The following is a 20,161-nucleotide window of genomic DNA, read 5'->3' on the forward strand; positions in this document are numbered from 1 at the left end:
GATATTTCTTTTTCCTTCGCTAAGCTTTTGTTTTCTTTTTCCCATAATAAAACAGCCTCCTATAATAATTAAATATTATCATAGAAAGCTGTTGAATTTTGTTATTTACAGAGTTTTTTTCACACACACTTTTTATAAAGAAAATTATATATGGTTATTTTGTAACTTAGAATAAAAACTCTACCATAGAGGACACTCCGTATTCTTTACAAATAGATTTTATTCCTTCAGAAATTTCGTCTCTAGAATAATCATTTGACTCTAAATAATCATCGCCAAAATCATTAAGATACAAATAAAATGACATTGCCATTTCAAATTGTTTCATATCAGAAGTATTTATTTCATCGAATAACATATCTTCAGCGTCATTTATCTTTCCTTGATTTACAAGTTCTAATAACCTCACATATAAATAATCTATTCTAGAATATTCGTCGTTTTCTGGTAGTTCGTATTCCATCTCACTTTTACCAAGCACAATATGAGCAATGGATTTAACTAAATCTTTTACCATTCTTAAAATATAATCCTTTTCAAGTTCCATACATTTCACTCCTATTTTTATATATAAATATTATTATTATCATTTTAAATAAAATTGTATCATAATAATAAAATTCACGCTATTTTATAAAATATTATACTCCTTTAGGAAAAATTATTAAAGTAAATATTTGAATACTATCTGTCTATAGTGAAAAAAATATAAGTAAACAAATTTTTGAGGAGAGAATTATGAGAATTAGATTAGGTTATGTGGCAATTGCATTAAATCTGAAAAATATTACATCTTCAAGCACAGTGACCTTTGCTAACTATAATAAATTAAAATGTGAAGATGAAAAGCTTAGAAAACTAAAAAGAGTAACATTTTCTAATATAGATGATTTGGAGACCATATTAAAATACAATATTGAAAACAATATACATTTTTATAGATTAACTTCAAAATTAATACCTTTATCTACACACCCAGAAGTAAGCTGGGATTATGAAAAGTATTTTAGCAAAGAATTAAGGACAATAGGAAATATAATTAAATCATCAAACATGAGATTAGATGCCCATCCAGATCAATTTAATGTGATAAATAGTGTTAAAGATAATGTGGTACAAGACACCATAAGAAATCTTAATCACGCAGTGGATTTATTTGAACTTATGAAGTATGATGCTGGAAAATTAGTAATTCATACAGGAAGTTCAGCTGGAGGAAAAGATGAGAGTATACATAGATTTATTTCAAACTATAAAGCTTTTCCCAAAAGAGTAAGAGAGCGTTTGATTTTAGAAAATGATGATAAAGTATTTACTGCTAAAGACGTGCTTGAAATTTGTGAGGAAATTAATGCACCTATGGTAGTAGATATACATCATCATAATTGCAATAATAATAAAGAAAGTATGGCACATTTACTTCCTCATATATTTTCTACATGGGATAGTGAAAGTCTGCCACCTAAAATTCATTTTTCTACCCCAAAAGAAGGAGAACTAGATAGAAAACACGCGGATTATATAGATGCTAATGATTTTTGTAGTTTTTTAGATTTAGCAAAAGAAAATGTAAATAGAGATTTTGATGTTATGATAGAGGCTAAAAAGAAAGATCAAGCCTTATTTAAATTGATGAATGATTTGAAAAAAATTAATTATCACTGCAAGTTTATAGATAATAGCACAATAGAAATATGATATTATTTCCTAGTAGGATATAATATAAATATATTATTAATAACAAAATCGTAAAACACTACCTATAAAGAAACTCGTTATTTTTGTAGATAGTGTTTTATATAATTTGTTTTAAAAGCTAAAATTCGCTACGCTCATAGCGTCAACGAGATATCCTTGCTTTCGCTTCGGATAACTCCGTTACTTAAAATTATTAGCTTAAAGTGCTTATAGTGTAAGATGGCAATACTTAAATTTAAAATTTTTATATTCACTACGAATAACTTAAAGTTTCCTTAAAAATTGTATGTATTTAAAAAATTCGATTAAGATTACAACACTCATCTTCCATTAGGTTTTCTAGAACCATTTTTATTTTTTCGATTTCTTGAAGACTTATCATTTTTTCCTCTAGACATATACTTTGATTAAGAACTTCTAGCGATGCAAATATTTCATTAAAATAACCATGATTTACTAGTTTATACCATACACTTTTTTCTTCATCTAAATTCATTTTAGTATCTTTTAAAATATATAACGCTTGTTCCCATTTATCTTCTTTTATTTTTTCTTCTATTACATTGACTTGATCTATATAATTTGAAGAAAACTCATTGATTTTCTCATGATTAAATAATCCTAATATGATGAACAATATTGTCCATGCAAGTACAAAATAAGAGGATTTCATAAAAATACACCTCACTCATATTTTTTTTGAATAAATATTTTGTCATATTCATCTAATACACAAATAAGAACATCTTTAACATCATTAATATGATGAGATTTAAGAATATTTAATAGCCATTCATCATCTTTATTAATTAGCTTTAAATTACTTTTAAGAGTTTTACCATCATGTATCAATGATATGGGTAGATGATTATACTCTCGACTTGGAGTAGTATTATAAGTTGTTGTTGGAACAACGCTCAAATTACCATCAGTTTCTAATATGGCATACTGAACATATTTAATATTAAAATATCCTTGTACACGAAGTTGTTCTAATAGTTCGTTAATAGTTATCTTTTCTTTTTTTAGTGCACTATAATCTATTTTACCTTTATTAATTAGTATAGAAGGTTTACCTGATACTAATCTCCCAATAAATTTTGATTTAAGTCCTAAAATAGAGATTAAAGTTTGCATAAAAACTAAACCTGTTAGAGCAGCTATTCCATAAAGCATGGGAATATCGTTGTTTTCCATAGGAGTTGAGGCTACTTCTGCTATTAGTAAAGTTATTACTAAATCAAAACAATTCATTTCAGCTATTTCACCTTTACCCATAATTCTTAGCGAAACTAAAACGGCAATATATAGTATTATACTTCTAATAAATACAACTAACATATTTTCTCCCTTCTTCCACAATATAATAACTTATTATTTGTAAAATTTAATCCTTTATGTATAATTTAGGTATATAGAATAAAAGTATGTATTAAGAGGGGGATAAAATGGTAGAAAGTATTAATATAAAAAATACTGTTGAGGATGCAAAACATATATTTAATAATGGTTTTGCATGCTCAGAATCTGTAATTTATGCTATTAGAAAAAATTTTAACCTAGATTTACCTGATGATGTAATTGCCATGTCATCAGGATTTCCTTGGGGACTTGGAAGAGCATATTGTATTTGTGGAGTTCTGGCTGGAGGTACAATGTGCCTTGGGTATTTTTTTGGAAGAAGGAATCCAAATGATCCTAAAATAAATAAATGTTTTGATTTAACAAAGGAATTTAGTGATGCATTTGTTGAGTTTGCAGGATATCAATGTTGTGGGAAAATAACAGAAGGACTAGATAGAGACAACAATGGACATAAAAGCAAATGCACTAATATAGTAGCTATGGCAACACAAAGAGTATGTGAAATTGTGTGTAGAGAGTTGGAAATAGAAATTATAGAAAACTAAATATAGTAAATTGGTCAAAAAATAGGGATAAAGCACTAGGATATATATCCTGGTGCTTTTTACTAGTATATTTAAGAAAAATTATGGTATAATTGAATTTGCATTATTTACTAAGGAGGAAGACAAATGGGAAAAAGAAAACAAGTTCAAGTTCCTGTGGAAAAGATAGAAGAGCAAAATAGATTTATTGAAGCAATAGGAGAAAAAAATAATAGATATTTTGCTATAAATAAAAGAAAACCTAAATATATGATCCAAACTTTTGGATGTCAAATGAATGAACACGACTCAGAAAATTTAGCAGGAATGTTAGAGGCTATGGGTTACGAAGCTACTTTAATGACTTCTGATTGTGATTTAATAATATATAACACTTGTGCAGTAAGAGAAAACGCTGAACTTAAAGTTTATGGTAACTTAGGTCACTTAAAATTAGCTAAAAGAAAAAATCCTGATTTAAAAATTGCTGTATGTGGATGTATGATGCAACAACCTCATGTTGTAAAAGAAATAAAAACTAAATATAAACATGTAGATTTAGTTTTTGGTACACACAACTTATATAAATTTCCTGAACTATTAACTCAGACTATGGATAGTCAAACTACACTAGTAGATGTTTGGGATGTAGATGGAGAAGTGGTTGAAGGACTTAGAAGTAGTAGAAAATTTGAGCTTAAAGCCTTTGTAAACATAATGTATGGATGTAATAACTTCTGTACTTATTGTATAGTGCCATACACTAGAGGAAGAGAAAGATCTAGAACCCCAGAAGACATAATAAATGAAATAAAAGAATTGGCAGCAAATGGGACTAAAGAAATAACACTACTTGGTCAAAATGTTGACTCTTATGGAAAAACTTTAGAAGAGCCTATAACATTTGCACAGTTACTTAGAATGACAAATGAAATAGAAGGATTAGAAAGAATAAGATTTATGACTTCTCATCCAAAGGACATATCTGATGAAGTTATATATGCCATGAGAGATTGTGATAAAGTATGTGAATTCTTACATTTACCAGTACAATGTGGTAGTACAGGTCTTCTTAAAAAGATGAACAGACACTACACTAAAGAAGACTATTTAAGAATAATAGAAAAAGCTAAAAGTGAAATACCAGGAATTGCTTTTTCTACTGATTTAATGATAGGATTCCCAGGAGAAACTGAAGAAGATTTATTAGATACTATAGATGTGGTTGAAAAGGTTAAATACGACAATGTATTCACATTTATATACTCTAAAAGAGAAGGTACTCCAGCAGCTAAAATGGAAGATCAAATTCCAGAAGACGTAAAACATGAAAGATTTAATAAAGTTTTAGCTAAAGTAAATGAAATACTAGTAGGTCTTAACAAAGAATATGTAGGCAAAACAGTTGAAGTTTTAATAGAAGGAAAAAGTAAAACTGATGATAGTAAATTTACAGGAAGAACTAGACAAAATAAATTAGTAAATTTCACAGTTAAAAATCCAGAAGAAAACTTAGTTGGAAAGTTGATGAACGTAAAAATAAGTTCAGCCACAACATTTTCATTAGTTGGGGAAGAAGCTTAATATAAAAAGGTGCAAAATTTAATAATTTTGCACCTTTTTATATTAAGCTTCTTTTAATTATAATTTTTAGGATGATTTTAATTTATAGTTAGATAATATTCAAGTCACAAATGCTTGCTCACTTGATCCAGATGGTAAAAATATAATATATATCAAAAGGTTTTATGAAAAAATTGCACCAGCTAGTACTGTAAAAACCATTATGGCTCTCACCATGTTAGACTATTGTAACATCAATAAAAAAGTGAATCTAGATGATTAGGTTAAATTTGTATTTAGTGATGACTTAAGGTCTGACTCAAAAGATGATATGTAGTAACTATAAAGGAATTACTAGAGGGTCTATTACTACCTTCGGCAATAATGCAGCCTACGTCTTGGTAAAATAAACAAATAAAAAAATATCTGCTAGTTAATTACCAATTGAAGAAAACATATCAAATTTCATACTAATAAGAAGGCAGTTCTAATTGGAGTTAAAAATTCAAATTTTATTAGACGGGGTTAAATTAAAGGATAAATATTCGGATGGTAATAAAGTTAGATATGAAAATGCAAATGAGCTAATAAATCCCTATAGTGAGTATTGCTATTTTAAGGTTTAAGGTTTAAAAGCAGAAAGTCCATTAGATGCTGGAACAAGTATATTTTCTGCTACAGTGATGAATGATAAAACTTATATTTGTGTTGTTATAAGATTAATAAATAAAGGAAGATGGTTAGATAGTTTATGTCTATATCAAATTATAAAATAAGGCCCACAATATAGTTATGAGGCCTTATTTGTTTTTTATAAAGTTTAAAAAATTTTCTAAAATCCTAGCAGTTATACCCCAAATAACATAATCCTTATATTCATAAAACCAAACAGGATATTCACCTATGGCAAACTCATATTTTTCTTTATTTGGTATTTTTTCATAAGGAAAATTTTCATTTGGAACTACTTTTACATCATTTGTATAAATATTTGCATCGTAATTTATTAAGTAATCAAGGGGAACTAAAAATATATGATCCACTTCATCTTTATTAATATCTAAGTTTTTTATGTCTTTAATTTCACCTAAATAAGGATGAATAATTAAATTTGCATGTGATACATAAATATCTAAAGGAGATATGATATTAATGTTATCTTCAGTTGTTCCTATCTCTTCACAAGTTTCTCTTATACAAGCCTCTTTTGGAGTTTCATTTTTTTCAATTCTTCCTCCAGGGAAGGAAATTTCCCCAGGCTGACGCCTCATTTTTCTTGATCTTAGTTCAAACAAAATAGAGTATTTTCCATTTTCTTTTACTAAAGGTATTAATACAGAAGCACGATTCATATTTTTATAGCCATTTATATAGGGCTGATAATTATTAAATTTGTCAATTATGTCTTTCAAAATAAAGCCTCCTAAAATTAAACATATTATTAATATAATACTATAATAACATTATAGAGTTAAAGATATTAAAAAAATTTATGTTATACTAAAATAATAATGATGAGCTAATGGGGGGATTTGATGGATAAAATTAATAACATACTAGAAGAAATAAAACTTCCTGAAGTTATAAAAGTAAAACAAATATTTAATAAAACAAGTATAAATAACGTGGAAGAAGAAATAAAAAGATTATTAAGTGAAGGAAACTTTAAAAACAAAATTAAAAAGGGAAAAACTGTAGCTATAACTGGGGGAAGTAGAGGAATTAGTAATTATAAAATTATAATGAAAACCATAGTTGATTTTGTAAAAGACCAAGGTGGCATTCCATTTATTGTTCCAGCAATGGGGAGTCATGGTGGAGGCGATGCAAAAGGACAAAAGTATATTCTTGAAAAACTAGGAATTACGCAGGAAAATATGGGATGTGAAATAAAGTCTTCCATGGAAGTTGTGGAAATAGGAAAAACAATCAAAGGCTTACCTGTTTATATAGATAAAAATGCTTTTGATGCCCATGGTATAATACTTGTTAACAGAATAAAAGCACATACTTCCTTTAGAGGGGAATATGAAAGCGGCCTTGTTAAAATGCTTGCAATAGGACTAGGAAAAAGAAAAGGAGCAGATATTACTCATTCCTTAAGATTTGAAAAAATGGCTGAAAATATTTTAGAGTCAGCTAAAGTATCACTATCTAAGCTAAATATATTATTTGGAGTTAGCACAGTAGAAGATGCCTATGACCATGTAGCTAATATAAATATATTAAATAAGGATGAAATTCTTACAAAAGAACCATTATTATTAGAAAAATCAAAAGATCTAATGGGAAAATTATATTTGGATAATATAGACGTGTTAATAGTAAAAGAAATTGGTAAAAATATAAGTGGTACAGGTATGGATACAAATATTATAGGAAGATATCATACTAAAGCTGCATCAGGAGGTCCAAATATAACAAAAATAGGTGTGCTAAGTTTAAATAGTAGTTCAAATGGAAATGCCAATGGAATGGGTTTGGCAGATTTTATAAGCAAAAAATTTTACAAGAATATTGAGTTTGAAAGTACATATTTAAATGCCATAACTTCTACAGAACCAAATAGTATTAAGCTTCCTATGGTTTTAGAAAATGATAAATATGTATTTAAAGCTTGCGCTAAAACCTGCGGTATTTTAAATTACAAAAATATTAAGTTAGTTATAATAGAGAATACTAAAAATTTAAATGAAATTTATATGAGCCAAGAGGCTTATGAAAGCATAAGTGAACAAAAAATGGTTGAAACTGAAGGAAGTTATTTTGAAATAAATTTTGATGAGAATGGTAATTTTATCATATAAAATGTTAAAAGAATATTAAAATATTAAATTATTGTAAAGTCTGTTAAGATGCTGTTAATTTGGGAAATATTAATCCGTGATGTAATATAATAAAATAAAAAGGAGTGGATAGTATGACTACTACGGCTTGGATATTTATGGCAACAGTATTTGTTATAATCGCAGGAGCAGCAGGTGTATCTCTTAATAAAATTTTAAAGAGTAACAAATAAGGTCTAATATTAACTTCATTACATCGTAGATCAAATGATATTCTAAGATTAATAATATTCATATTCAAATAGCTATTTATTTATAAAAAATAAATAGCTATTTATTTTTGTTAATATATTTACAAATTATCTTCTATTTCTAAAAATTTTTAGATCCAACTAAAATGGCAATAACTATATATATTTTTTCAAAACTTCCATAAAAATTTATAATAAATTATATGTTTTTATAGATAACATATAAATTGTGTTATATGATATAATAACAAAAGATGAGGAGGTAGAAATATGGAGATTGACAGAAATAAACTTACTCCTATGATGAGACAATATTTTGAATGTAAGGATAAATATCCTGATTGTATATTATTTTTCAGATTAGGGGATTTTTACGAAATGTTCTTTGAAGATGCTATCGTGGCATCAAAAGTACTAGAAATAGCATTAACAGGAAAATCTTGCGGTTTAGAAGAGAGAGCACCTATGTGTGGCATTCCCTTTCATGCTGCCGCTTCATATATATCAAAGTTAGTAGAAGCAGGATATAAAGTTGCAATTGGAGAGCAAATGGAAGATCCTCAAAGCGTAAAAGGTATAGTAAAAAGAGAAGTAATTCAAGTGGTTACACCAGGGACTGTGTTAGAAGGAAGTTTACTTGAAAACAAGAAGAATAACTACCTTATGTCTTTATATAAAGTAAATGATAAAATAGGACTTTCTTATGTGGATATAAGTACGGGAGAAACAAATGCAACTTGTATAGCAAAGGATAAAGTTATTGAAGAAATAGCAAAGGTTAGTCCTTCGGAAATAATATTAAATGATTTAAGCTTCAAAAATAATTTAAAAAATATTGCTATAATGGGTAATATTTATATAAATGAAAATTTTGATGAAAATTATTTAAATACAAATATATTAAGTGAATACTTCAGTGAAGATTATCTGAAAACTTTAAGGTTTGATAATGAGAATTTAATAAAAACTAGCTTATGCATACTACTTAATTATATATATAATACTCAAAAACAAATAACATCAAATATAAATGTAATAAATATATATAATCCTATGGAATATATGGTTCTTGATATGTTTACTAGAATAAATCTTGAGTTAACTCAAACAATTAGAGGTTCTAAGAAAAAAGGATCACTACTACATGTATTAGATAAAACGTCAACTGCCATGGGAGGTAGACTTCTTAGAAAGTATGTGGAGGAACCTTTAGTTAATAAAAATAAAATAGATGAAAGACTAGATGTTATTGAGGAAATAAAAGAAGATTTTTCATTAAGAGAAGACTTAATAGATATTTTAAAAAATGTCTACGACATAGAAAGAATTTGTGGAAAAATTGCCTTTGAAAAAGTAACCCCAAAAGAAATGATTAACTTAAAGAATTCCATAGAAAAGCTTCCGCTTTTAAGAGATAGAATAAACTCTTGTGATGGAGATACTATAAAAAAATATATATATAATATGGAAGACTTAAAAGACATTTATGAATTAATACATGAAGCTATCATAGAAGAACCTAGTATTACTATTAAGGACGGAAATATAATAAAATCCTCTTACAACGAAGAATTAAAGGAACTTAGAGATATTTCAAAAAATGGAGCTTTCATGATAAAAGATATAGAAAATCGTGAGAGAGAAAAAACAGGAGTTAAATCTCTTAAAATAGGATTTAATAAAGTTTTTGGTTACTATATAGAAATAACTAAAGTAAATCTTGCAAATTTAGATTTAGAAGGTAGATATATAAGAAAACAAACTTTAAGTAATGCAGAAAGATTTATAACTGAAGAATTAAAAGAAATAGAAGATAAAATCTTACATGCTGAGGAAAAAATAAAAGCATTAGAATATGAGATTTTTGTAAAAATTAGACAAACTATTTATAGCAACATTGATAGAATTCAAAATGTGGCTAAAATCATAGGTAATATAGATGTATTTACTTCATTTGCCACAGTGGCTCATATTAATAATTATGTTAAACCAAACATTAATAATGATAATAAACTGGATATAAAAAATGGACGTCATCCAGTTATTGAAAACATAGTTGGAGAAGAAAACTTTGTTCCAAATGATACTTATTTAAATAGTAACGAAAATATTATAAATATAATTACAGGACCTAATATGTCTGGTAAATCTACATATATGAGACAAACAGCCATAATCTGTTTAATGGCACATATGGGTTCATTTGTACCGGCTGATTACGCTAATATTCCAATTTGCGATAGGATATTTACTAGAGTAGGTGCCAGCGATGACTTATCACAAGGCCAATCGACATTTATGGTGGAAATGAGCGAAGTTTCCCATATATTAAAAAATGCCACAGACAAAAGTTTAGTTATACTAGATGAAATAGGTAGGGGTACATCAACTTATGATGGTATAAGTTTAGCTTGGTCCATAGTTGAATATATAGAAAAATATATTAAATGTAAGACTTTGTTTGCAACTCATTATCATGAACTAACTGAATTAGAAAATGAATTTGATGAAGTAAAAAACTACTCTATTGCTGTTAAAGACGATGGAGAAAATATAATATTCCTTAGAAAAATCATAGATCAGGCAGCCGATAAAAGTTATGGTATTTACGTTGCTAAACTTGCTAAGCTTCCAGATGAAGTTATTAATAGATCATCAGAAATTTTAAAGGATTTAGAAAAAAATCATATATACAACGGCTACGCCATAAATGGAGGAGCTAATAAGGAAGATGCTAATTTAGACACAAGGAACGAATGTTCGGGTGGCGGAAATTCAGCACCAAACTTAGAATTAGAACTAAAAAAACTTGAAGATAGCAATTTAAAAAATGAAAATGAGCATTTGAAATTAGAAAAAGAAAACTTAAATAAGACTTATAAAAAGCTAAAAAAAGATTATGAAAAGTTAAATAATGAATATGAAAGACTACAAAGAGAAAACATGGATAATGTAGTAAATAAAGAAGTAGCTGTAAGTGTGGACCAAATATCTTTTGATGTAGTTAAAGATGATGATATATCAGAGGAAATAAAAAATCTAGACATATTAAGTATGACACCACTAGATGCCATGAACGCACTTTTCAATCTTCAAAAGAAAGTAAAAAAGTAGCGCTCAAGCAGTGGCTTAAAGAAATAGGACACAGAAAAACAAATTCTTTGGAGGGATATTATGTCAAAGAAAATAAATATATTAGATGATATAACCATAAATAAAATAGCAGCAGGAGAAGTAGTCGAAAGACCTTCTTCTGTTACTAAAGAATTAATAGAAAACTCCATAGATGCTAATTCTACACAAATAGTTATAGATATAACTGATGGAGGAAAAAAACAAATAAGGATAACAGATAATGGTAGCGGAATTTTATCCAGTGAAGTAGACAAATCATTTTTAAGACACGCTACCAGTAAAATAAAAGAAATAGATGACTTATACGACTTATATTCTTTAGGTTTTAGAGGTGAAGCTTTAGCTTCCATAGCTTCAGTGTCTCGCTTGGAAATGATTACAAAAACCAAGGAAGAACCCATTGGAACAAAAGTTATTTTAGAAGGTGGAAAAGAAATTTTAAAAGAGCCTGTGGGAACAAAAAATGGAACGACTATTATTATAAAAGATTTATTCTTTAATACTCCTGTTAGACAGAAGTTCTTAAAATCTACACATGCAGAAACTATAAATATAAGTGATTTAATTAATAAGCTCGCCATAGGAAATACACATATACAATTTAAATATATAAACAATGGAAAGTTAATGCTAAATACTCCAGGAGATGGAAAGCTTCTTTCTGTTATTAGAAGTATCTATGGTAAAGAGATAGTTGAAAATTTAATTGAAATTGATGAAAAAGGTGAATGTTGCAGTCTTTCAGGATATATAGGAAATAATAATATTTATCGTTCAAATAAAAACTTGCAACATATTTACATAAATAATAGATTTGTAAAAAGTAAAATAATATTAGATGCTATAAATGAATCATACAAAAGCATTATACCCATAAATAAACATGGCGTATGTTTTTTAAATATTAATATTCATCCTACAAAAATAGATGTTAATATTCATCCTACAAAAATGGAAATTAAGTTTGAAAATGACAAAGATTTATATATAGAAATTAGAGATTTATTAAAAAGAAAGTTATTAAATACTGCTTTAATTGGTAAATATGAAAGCTATGATAGAAAACCTATTATAAGTGAAGGTAAAGACGACTATTTAGCAAAAAAAGAAGAAACTTCAAATACTGTAATTTCAAATAAAATAAATAAAACTACACCAATAGAAATACTAGATGATAACAATAAATTTATGTCTTTTGAAGAGGCTTTGAGTAAAGAAAATAATAAAAAGGATCATAAGGAAAGTTTAAATAGTGTTGATAAAGAAGAGATTAAGCTTCAACCTTTAGAAAGTAAAAAAGGCGAATATTTTATAGATGGTAATATCGATCTTAGTAAGTCATTTACTTTTGATGAACTAGAATATTTGAGTAATGTGGATAATAAAAGTAATGATGTTGAAATAATTAAGGAAGAAAATCCTATAAAAAATGAAAATAGATTTTCCATTACGGATTTTAGGGTTGTAGGAAGTATACTTAACACTTATATTGTACTTGAGAAAAATGATTCTATGTACTTATTAGACCAACATGCAGCTCACGAAAAAGTGCTTTATGAAGAATATATGAAAAAATTTAAAAACCACAAAATAGATATGCAAATGTTATTAGATCCTATAGTAGTTGAAATATCAAATGTAGATATGTTGAAGGTAGAATCAAATCTTGACTTGTTTTTAAAATTTGGTTTTGAAATTGAGCTATTTGGTAATAATCACATTATGATAAGAGGTGTACCTACTATTTTTGGGAACCCTGAAAGTGAGAAATTTATTCTTCAAATCATTGACAATATAGAGGATCTGAAAAATAGTTACGACTTAAAAGGAGATAAATTTGCCTCAATGGCATGTAGAGCAGCTATAAAAGCAAATGATAAGATTCATACTATGGAAATGAAAAAACTTTTGTCTCAAATGGAATTATGTGAAAATCCATTTACGTGTCCTCACGGTAGACCTACCATAGTTGAAATATCAAAAAAAGAAATAGAAAAAATGTTTAAAAGAATTATGTAAGAAAGGATTGTTATGAAGAAAATACCACTTATCATCTTAACGGGACCTACGGCCGTTGGTAAAACGGCTTTATCAATAGAGTTAGCAAAGGACTTAAATGCAGAGATTATATCAGCTGATTCTATGCAAATATATGAATATATGGATATAGGAAGTGCAAAAGTTACAAAAGAAGAAATGGATGGTGTAACACATTATATGATAGATGAAGTTAAACCAGATTTTCCTTTTTCTGTTTCAGAGTTTCAATATAGAGCAAATAATTATATAAAAGAAGTAGCAAATAAAGGTAAAAACGTGTTAGTAACAGGTGGCACAGGTTTATACCTTAATTCATTAATTTACAATATGGATTTTGCAAAGTCTAATAGTAATTCTAAAATAAGAGAAGAATTAGAAAAAGAACTTAAGGAAAAAGGCATAAATTATATGCATGACAAGTTAAAATTGCTAGACAGTGAAGCTGCTTTTAGAATACATAAAAACAACACGAAAAGAGTTATAAGAGCTTTAGAGGTATGTTTAGATGGGAAAAAAATGCAAGACTTCTCCAATGACTTAAGATACAATGAAGAATACTTGCCAATAATAATAGTACTAAACCGTGATAGAGAGATTCTTTACAATAGAATAAACAAAAGAGTAGATATTATGATGGAATCAGGATTAATTGAAGAAGTTAAAAAATTGCTAAGTATGGGATATGATAAGAACTTGATTTCTATGCAAGGAATAGGATATAAAGAAATAGTAAGATATCTAGAAGGTGAATACACTTTAGATGAAGCTGTAGAAATAATTAAAAGAGATTCAAGAAGGTATGCGAAAAGACAAATAACATGGTTTAAAAGATATAAAGATAGTGAGTGGTTTGACTTAGAGAAGTATGACAATATGGAATTACTTAAAGAAGATATTATGAACTTTATTGAAAATATAACTAAAAATGTATAATATTATAATATGATTGTTTATAGATAAAGAGTTAATTTAATATAATTTAGTCGGGAGGATATTGTTAATGAAAAATACTGCTTTAAATTTACAAGATTTATTTTTAAATAATGCTAGAAAAGAAAGAATACCTGTAACAATATATTTAATGAATGGTGTTCAAGTTAAAGGTTATGTAAAGGGATTTGATAGTTATATAGTATTAATAGAGGGTGAAAATAAACAACAAAACCTAATTTATAAACATGCAGTTTCTACAATAGTACCAGGCAAAAGCATAAACATACAAAACACAAACCCAAATAATACAAAGTAATTTAAATATAAAAGGTACTTATACTAACCTACAAAAATTATAGGTTAATATAAGTGCCTTTTTTAATTATTTTCCTTTAAATCTTGAACTTAAATTTTTACTATGATAAAATTTTTAAAGTGACAAATAAAAGAAAATAGGTGAAATTAAGTGCTTAAAGAGACAAGTGAATTATTAAAAGAATATTACGGATTAGATGATGAAACTTTTGATTTATCTAATGAAGTAATGGAAGATATAAACGATCAATTTGAAAAAATAAAACAAATAAGGGAATTTAACCAATATAAAGTATTAAGAGCTATGCAAAGAGCTCATTTAAGTGATAACCATTTTAACTGGACAACAGGATATGGATATAATGATATTGGTCGTGAAAAAATAGAAGAAATATTTGCAGATGTATTTAAAGCAGAAGATGCTTTGGTTAGGCCAATAATAGTAAACGGAACTCATGCTTTAAGTTTATGTATCCAAGGTATAGTTAGGCCAGGGGATGAGATATTATCAATTACAGAAAAGCCTTATGATACTCTACAAGGTGTAATAGGAATAAGAGAAGAAAAAGGATCTCTTAAAGAATTTGGTGTTACATATAAAGACGTTGACTTCTTGCCAGATGGGAATATCGACTTAGAAGGTGTTAAGAAAAAAATAAATGAAAAAACTAAATTAGTAATGATACAAAGATCAAAAGGATATTCTTGGAGAAAATCTTTATCAATTGAAGATATAAAAGAAGCTATAGAAGTGGTTAAATCAGTTAATAAAGACTTAATAGTTATGGTAGATAACTGTTATGGTGAATTTTTAGATACAAAAGAACCTACTGAAGTAGGAGCTGATATTATGGCTGGTTCTTTAATCAAAAATCCAGGTGGTGGACTAGCTTTAACAGGTGGCTACATAGCAGGTAGAAAAGATTTAGTTGAAATGATATCTTACAGATTGACTACACCAGGTATAGGAAAAGAATGTGGTTTAACATTTGGAACTACAAGAAATGTACTACAAGGATTTTTCATGGCGCCATATGTTACATCACAAGCTGTAATGGGTGCAATATACTGTGCTAGAATGTTTGAAAAATTAGGATACGATGTACTTCCAAAATATGATGATCTAAGAAGTGATATTATACAAGTTGTAAGACTTAAAAATGCAGAGGAAGTTATAGCCTTTTGTCAAGGTGTACAAGCTGCAGCTCCCGTTGATTCTTATGTAAAACCAGAACCATGGGCAATGCCAGGATATGAAGATGAAGTAATAATGGCAGCAGGCGCATTTATTCAAGGCTCATCAATAGAACTTAGTGCTGATGCCCCAATAAGACCACCATACAATGTTTATTTCCAAGGTGGGCTTACATTTGATCACTCCAAAATGGGAACATTAAAAGCAGTAGAATATATTAAAAAAATAAATAAATAGAATAATAATTTAAAAAAGTCTTAATATATAATTGTATTAAGACTTTTTTACATGTTAGGAAATTATAGTTCCATTTACGCTGTTGATATACTCTTAAATTAAGTTATATCAACTCATTTAGAAAATGTATTTTTGAGCAAAGTCGTTGCCTGAAGCAGTAGTGAAGCGAATTTTTTATATATTAAGGGATAGAGGGTGTTTAATCATATGGAAATATGTGTTTTTTTAGGAGCGGGAGCTTCTGCAGCAGAAAATTTACCTATACAAAATGAATTATTTTCTAATTATTTTAAGAACAGTCTTCCTTTGCATCCATATAGCAAAATGAATACAAATCTTAGAGAGTTTTTTAAAGAAATTTTTAATATTGACGTTTTACTTGATGATATAGATAAGGTTAACTTTCCAACGTTTGAAGAAGTGATTGGTATTTTGGATATGGCAGAACAAAGAAGAGAATCGTTTAAAAACTTTGGAACAGATACTTATAACAATAGAAGTGGCTCAATTAATATTTTACGACAATACTTAGTATTATTAACTGCAAATTCAATTAACAATGCGGCAAAATCAAGCAATAAATATCATGAATTATTATTAAATAATTTATTGGAAAAAGATCAATTGCTAAATACTACTTTTATAAGTGCAAATTATGATATTCATATAGATAATACAATTTCTAAATTGTATAATAAAGAAAAGATGCCTGCAATGCTAGATTATGGAGTAGATTTTGCTAATTTTAATTTTAAGAATAGCTCTTGGAAAAGACCTTGTGGAAAAACTATAAAATTGTATAAGATACATGGTTCGCTAAATTGGTTATACTGTCCCATATGTTCAAGTTTAACACTTACTCCATATGAAGGTGGTGTAATGAGGATTTTAAATAACCAAGATGAAGCTACTTGCTTGAATTGCAATGAGCGTACAATTCCAATAATAGTTCCACCTACATATTTTAAGAACATGTCTAATGTTTATTTAAGTAGTGTATGGAACAAAGCAGAAGCTTCATTAAGAAAAGCTGATTTGATTATCTTTTGTGGATATTCCTTTCCAGAGGCGGATATTCATATTAAATATATGTTAAAAAGAGTTCAGACTAGTAGAAATAAAAAGCCTTTAAAGATAATTGTATTTAATAATCATGAAAATAAATTAACTTCAGCATTAAAAAAAGAAGAAATGAGATATAAAAGATTTTTGGGTGAAGATATTATTTTTACTAATGATTCCTTTCAGGATTTTGCCATGAATCCTAATAAATATATAAGTCTTATAAAAAATAATGAAATGTAGTATTAAAAATATTAGGGGGAAAAGGGATGTTTGGAGTAATAGTAAATAGTTTAGCCATAGTTTTTGGAGGATTACTAGGTTTAATAATAAATAAAGGAATACCTAAGCGATTAGACAAATCTATAATGGATGGATTAGCACTTGTAGTTATATATATGGGCATTTCTGGGGCATTAAAAGGAGATAATCCATTATATGTAATAATTTCTATGACTATTGGTATAATCATAGGTGAATTAATTGATATAGACAATTTGTTGAATAAATTAGGTTCATATCTAAATGAAAAATTTTCTAAAAAAAATATATCGGATTCAAGTGAGGAGAATAAAATATCAAAAGGCTTTGTTTCTTCTAGTTTGTTATTTTGTGTAGGAGCTATGGCGGTAGTTGGTTCTATACAAAGCGGACTTTCAAATGACAATTCTGTTTTATTAGCAAAATCTGTACTAGATGGAATTTCTTCCATATTCTTTGCTGCATCAATGGGTGTAGGAGTATTATTATCAAGTATAGCTGTTTTTTTATATGAAGGAATAATTACAATAGGAGCTTCTGGCTTATCAAATATACTAAGTACCAGTGTTATAACATATATGACCTGTGTAGGTAGTTTGTTAATTATGGCTATGGGATTAAACATGATTAAAGCATGTGATATAAAAGTTGCAAATATGCTACCAGCTATGTTTATTCCTATAATTATGGGGATTTTCAACATTATTTAGAAGAAGTTTTAGACAAATTATTTATTTGGAAGGAATATAACTCTTAAAATCAAATATTTAGTAATAAAATGAATTAATATTTGATTTTTAGGAGGGGGAACTAAATGATAACTTTTGATATAAACGGAGCAATAATAAAATTTGATGAAAAAAGAGATGAGTATAACACAATTAGAAAAAATTTTAAATTGTATGGAGATGAGTGTTCTAAACAATTTATGGATTACTGTTTGGACAGTGTAACAAATACTAGACACATAAGTGAAAAGCACTTAGAATATGGTCAAAATTTAGTTTGTGAGGTAATAAGAAAGGGTGTAGAAACTCTTGTTGGATATAATATTATAACAATTGATTTTAATTTGTTTAAAGAGTTATATTGTAATAAGTATTTAGATTTTCAAAGACTTTTTAATAACGTAACTAGAGATTTATCAAATTCTAAAAATAAAAAAAATATAAAGCTATTTGATATTAAACCAGTAATATCTAAACTTTGCGGATATCTTTATGAAGATTGTTTTAGTGTACATCTTGCTGTTTTAGATGCTCTAATAGATAATGGTGTAACAGAAGTTAATTCTTATATAGACAAAAAATCTATTAGACAATCCAATGCTCTTTTTAATAACTATAAAGATGGATTTATTAGCAAGTTAGATGGATGTAAGGTAGTACAAAAGATTATAATGTCAAATCCATATAGAAAAGAAGTTTATGAGTTTCTTATCAAAGAAGATGGTGATTTTTCAGGAGAAATAGAAAGTCTAGCAACATACTTAGGATTTGATTTAAAAGAATATAAAAGTTTTTTAATGGACATGTACATAAAAGAATTGATGGATGTAGGTGTGGTTGATATTGACACTGCAAAAGAAAAAGTTAAAAAGTATGCAAAATATATAGGCTGTAAAGATGATAGTATATTTATAACTAGAATTGATGCTATATATACTTTTGAAAATGCATAGAAAAAAGCTTCTACTTATTAAGTAGAAGCTTTTTGTATATTTAAAAAATTCAAAAAACTTTTGTAAATTAGGTTAATATTTTATTTAGTTAATTTATTTAATAAATACATATGCAAGATAGTTTTATTGTTAAAATTAATAATATTTACTTTGATTAATATGCTACTTATACTGACGTATATAATTATTTATAATAATTACTAAAAGTGAGAATTTTATTTAATAAAATAATATTTAAAGTAAAAATGATTAATATACAAATAAAATAAAAGTAAATATAGTATTATTGTTTATTTTTATTAAATTTCCCTATAAAGTAGTAATATTATTGATTAAAATAATTAATTACTAAATAGAATAATATTGTTAATTCTTATTATAAAATATGCGTTAATTAAACTATTATTTTTACAAAAAATTCTGATAATAAAGCATAATAAAAAAATACTTGAAGAAAAGATATAAAAACCTAAAAAACGGTTAAATAAATAACAAAATTACAAGTTTTATGTTTGCTATAATTTCCTTTTTTTGCTAATATTATTATTAGTAGTACATATACCTAATAAAGATACAATTTTTAAATAGGGGGTAAATTAAATGAGTGAAAAATGCTGTTGCGGGACTGATAAATGTCAAGACTTCAAAGAGCTTGATCCCGTATTAGACAAATATGCCAAAGTACCTGGAAGTTTGATAACTATTTTACAAAAAACTCAAGATATCTATGGATATATTTCAATTGATGCCATGAATTATATTTCAGAGGCGACAGGTATAAAAACTGCCAAAATATATGGTGTTGCCACATTCTATGCGCAATTTAGATTGCAACCAATAGGAAAGTATTTAATAATGTTATGTCAAGGAACTGCATGCCATGTAAATGGATCTGAAATGATTGAAGAAGCTGTTTGTGAATTTTTAAATATTCAAGACGGCCAAACGACAGAAGATGGATTATTTACTTTAAATAATGTTGCATGTTTAGGATGTTGTTCATTAGCACCTGTTATGATGGTTAAAAGTGCAGATGGTGATGAAACTTATGGAAACTTAACTAAAGATTCTGTTAAAGAAATATTAACAGAAATTAGAGAAAGATCATAGGGGGG

The 20,161-nt window shown here is 27.2% G+C and carries 17 protein-coding genes; 13 read left to right on the top strand and 4 right to left on the bottom strand.

Features of this window, described 5'->3' with window-relative positions; translation table 11 throughout:
• Positions 1–166 precede the first annotated feature (166 nt).
• Positions 167–547 (bottom strand): DUF6483 family protein, encoded by a 381-nt coding sequence (locus tag K0040_RS12845; protein ID WP_074916532.1) that lies wholly within the window; start codon positions 545–547, stop codon positions 167–169.
• 191 nt (positions 548–738) lie between these two features.
• Between K0040_RS12845 and uvsE the strand changes: the two genes are divergently transcribed.
• A complete protein-coding gene (uvsE, locus tag K0040_RS12850; RefSeq protein ID WP_228109181.1) occupies positions 739–1,698 on the top strand; it encodes a UV DNA damage repair endonuclease UvsE in 960 nt (319 codons plus the stop codon).
• A 292-nt stretch (positions 1,699–1,990) separates the two neighbouring features.
• Here uvsE and K0040_RS12855 read toward each other — a convergent pair whose 3' ends face one another.
• Together K0040_RS12855 and K0040_RS12860 are read right to left on the bottom strand one after the other, a co-directional pair.
• Complete coding sequence (locus tag K0040_RS12855; protein WP_228109182.1) at positions 1,991–2,371, bottom strand: DUF4363 family protein; 381 nt, start codon at positions 2,369–2,371, stop codon at positions 1,991–1,993.
• A gap of 11 nt (positions 2,372–2,382) precedes the next feature.
• The gene (locus tag K0040_RS12860; protein WP_228109183.1) at positions 2,383–3,039 is read right to left on the bottom strand and encodes a DUF421 domain-containing protein; all 657 of its coding nucleotides are present in this window, start codon (positions 3,037–3,039) and stop codon (positions 2,383–2,385) included.
• 107 nt (positions 3,040–3,146) lie between these two features.
• Here K0040_RS12860 and K0040_RS12865 point away from each other — a divergent pair, with 107 nt between their 5' ends.
• Together K0040_RS12865 and miaB are read left to right on the top strand one after the other, a co-directional pair.
• Positions 3,147–3,608 (top strand): C-GCAxxG-C-C family (seleno)protein, encoded by a 462-nt coding sequence (locus K0040_RS12865; RefSeq protein WP_228109184.1) that lies wholly within the window; start codon positions 3,147–3,149, stop codon positions 3,606–3,608.
• 126 nt (positions 3,609–3,734) lie between these two features.
• Positions 3,735–5,171, top strand: coding sequence for a tRNA (N6-isopentenyl adenosine(37)-C2)-methylthiotransferase MiaB (gene miaB, locus K0040_RS12870; RefSeq protein WP_228109185.1), 1,437 nt, complete (start codon positions 3,735–3,737; stop codon positions 5,169–5,171).
• A 779-nt stretch (positions 5,172–5,950) separates the two neighbouring features.
• Here miaB and K0040_RS12875 read toward each other — a convergent pair.
• On the bottom strand, positions 5,951–6,562 hold the full coding sequence (locus K0040_RS12875) for an NUDIX hydrolase (protein ID WP_148556744.1): 612 nt from the start codon (positions 6,560–6,562) through the stop codon (positions 5,951–5,953).
• 123 nt (positions 6,563–6,685) lie between these two features.
• Between K0040_RS12875 and K0040_RS12880 the strand changes: the two genes are divergently transcribed.
• The 10 genes from K0040_RS12880 (at position 6,686) to nuoE (ending at position 20,156) form a co-directional block, all read left to right on the top strand.
• A complete protein-coding gene (locus K0040_RS12880) occupies positions 6,686–7,957 on the top strand; it encodes a nickel pincer cofactor-dependent isomerase, group 22 (RefSeq protein WP_228109186.1) in 1,272 nt (423 codons plus the stop codon).
• Between the two features lie 500 nt (positions 7,958–8,457).
• Entirely contained in the window at positions 8,458–11,301 is a 2,844-nt protein-coding gene (mutS, locus tag K0040_RS12885) for a DNA mismatch repair protein MutS (RefSeq protein WP_228109187.1), read from the top strand.
• A 60-nt stretch (positions 11,302–11,361) separates the two neighbouring features.
• Entirely contained in the window at positions 11,362–13,341 is a 1,980-nt protein-coding gene (gene mutL / locus K0040_RS12890) for a DNA mismatch repair endonuclease MutL (protein ID WP_228109188.1), read from the top strand.
• Between the two features lie 12 nt (positions 13,342–13,353).
• Positions 13,354–14,295, top strand: a complete 942-nt coding sequence (gene miaA / locus K0040_RS12895; protein ID WP_228109189.1) for a tRNA (adenosine(37)-N6)-dimethylallyltransferase MiaA — start codon at positions 13,354–13,356, stop codon at positions 14,293–14,295.
• A gap of 67 nt (positions 14,296–14,362) precedes the next feature.
• Entirely contained in the window at positions 14,363–14,611 is a 249-nt protein-coding gene (gene hfq / locus K0040_RS12900) for an RNA chaperone Hfq (protein WP_074916554.1), read from the top strand.
• Positions 14,612–14,761: 150 nt separating this feature from the next.
• Positions 14,762–16,042 carry a methionine gamma-lyase family protein gene (locus K0040_RS12905; RefSeq protein WP_228109190.1) on the top strand — a complete coding sequence of 427 codons (1,281 nt, stop codon included), beginning with the start codon at positions 14,762–14,764 and terminating at the stop codon, positions 16,040–16,042.
• Between the two features lie 207 nt (positions 16,043–16,249).
• Positions 16,250–17,347: an SIR2 family protein gene (locus tag K0040_RS12910; RefSeq protein ID WP_228109191.1), complete on the top strand. Its 1,098-nt coding sequence runs from the start codon at positions 16,250–16,252 to the stop codon at positions 17,345–17,347.
• Between the two features lie 26 nt (positions 17,348–17,373).
• A complete protein-coding gene (locus tag K0040_RS12915) occupies positions 17,374–18,075 on the top strand; it encodes a DUF554 domain-containing protein (protein WP_074916557.1) in 702 nt (233 codons plus the stop codon).
• A 104-nt stretch (positions 18,076–18,179) separates the two neighbouring features.
• A complete protein-coding gene (locus K0040_RS12920) occupies positions 18,180–19,046 on the top strand; it encodes a kinase (RefSeq protein WP_074916558.1) in 867 nt (288 codons plus the stop codon).
• Between the two features lie 600 nt (positions 19,047–19,646).
• On the top strand, positions 19,647–20,156 hold the full coding sequence (gene nuoE, locus K0040_RS12925) for an NADH-quinone oxidoreductase subunit NuoE (protein ID WP_228109192.1): 510 nt from the start codon (positions 19,647–19,649) through the stop codon (positions 20,154–20,156).
• Positions 20,157–20,161: the final 5 nt, after the last annotated feature.

Origin of the sequence: Terrisporobacter petrolearius (assembly GCF_020748185.1) — a bacterium.
GTDB classification, from domain to species: domain Bacteria; phylum Bacillota; class Clostridia; order Peptostreptococcales; family Peptostreptococcaceae; genus Terrisporobacter; species Terrisporobacter petrolearius.

Bases quoted from the DNA above. Each gene is read 5' to 3' on its own strand.
- K0040_RS12910 (WP_228109191.1), top strand. From the start codon at position 16,250: ATGGAAATATGTGTTTTTTTAGGAGCGGGAGCTTCTGCAGCAGAAAAT.
- K0040_RS12855 (WP_228109182.1), bottom strand. From the start codon at position 2,371: ATGAAATCCTCTTATTTTGTACTTGCATGGACAATATTGTTCATCATA.
- mutS (WP_228109187.1), top strand. From the start codon at position 8,458: ATGGAGATTGACAGAAATAAACTTACTCCTATGATGAGACAATATTTT.
- K0040_RS12865 (WP_228109184.1), top strand. From the start codon at position 3,147: ATGGTAGAAAGTATTAATATAAAAAATACTGTTGAGGATGCAAAACAT.
- K0040_RS12845 (WP_074916532.1), bottom strand. From the start codon at position 547: ATGGAACTTGAAAAGGATTATATTTTAAGAATGGTAAAAGATTTAGTT.
- uvsE (WP_228109181.1), top strand. From the start codon at position 739: ATGAGAATTAGATTAGGTTATGTGGCAATTGCATTAAATCTGAAAAAT.
- miaA (WP_228109189.1), top strand. From the start codon at position 13,354: ATGAAGAAAATACCACTTATCATCTTAACGGGACCTACGGCCGTTGGT.
- K0040_RS12915 (WP_074916557.1), top strand. From the start codon at position 17,374: ATGTTTGGAGTAATAGTAAATAGTTTAGCCATAGTTTTTGGAGGATTA.
- hfq (WP_074916554.1), top strand. From the start codon at position 14,363: ATGAAAAATACTGCTTTAAATTTACAAGATTTATTTTTAAATAATGCT.
- mutL (WP_228109188.1), top strand. From the start codon at position 11,362: ATGTCAAAGAAAATAAATATATTAGATGATATAACCATAAATAAAATA.
- K0040_RS12880 (WP_228109186.1), top strand. From the start codon at position 6,686: ATGGATAAAATTAATAACATACTAGAAGAAATAAAACTTCCTGAAGTT.
- K0040_RS12920 (WP_074916558.1), top strand. From the start codon at position 18,180: ATGATAACTTTTGATATAAACGGAGCAATAATAAAATTTGATGAAAAA.
- nuoE (WP_228109192.1), top strand. From the start codon at position 19,647: ATGAGTGAAAAATGCTGTTGCGGGACTGATAAATGTCAAGACTTCAAA.
- K0040_RS12860 (WP_228109183.1), bottom strand. From the start codon at position 3,039: ATGTTAGTTGTATTTATTAGAAGTATAATACTATATATTGCCGTTTTA.
- miaB (WP_228109185.1), top strand. From the start codon at position 3,735: ATGGGAAAAAGAAAACAAGTTCAAGTTCCTGTGGAAAAGATAGAAGAG.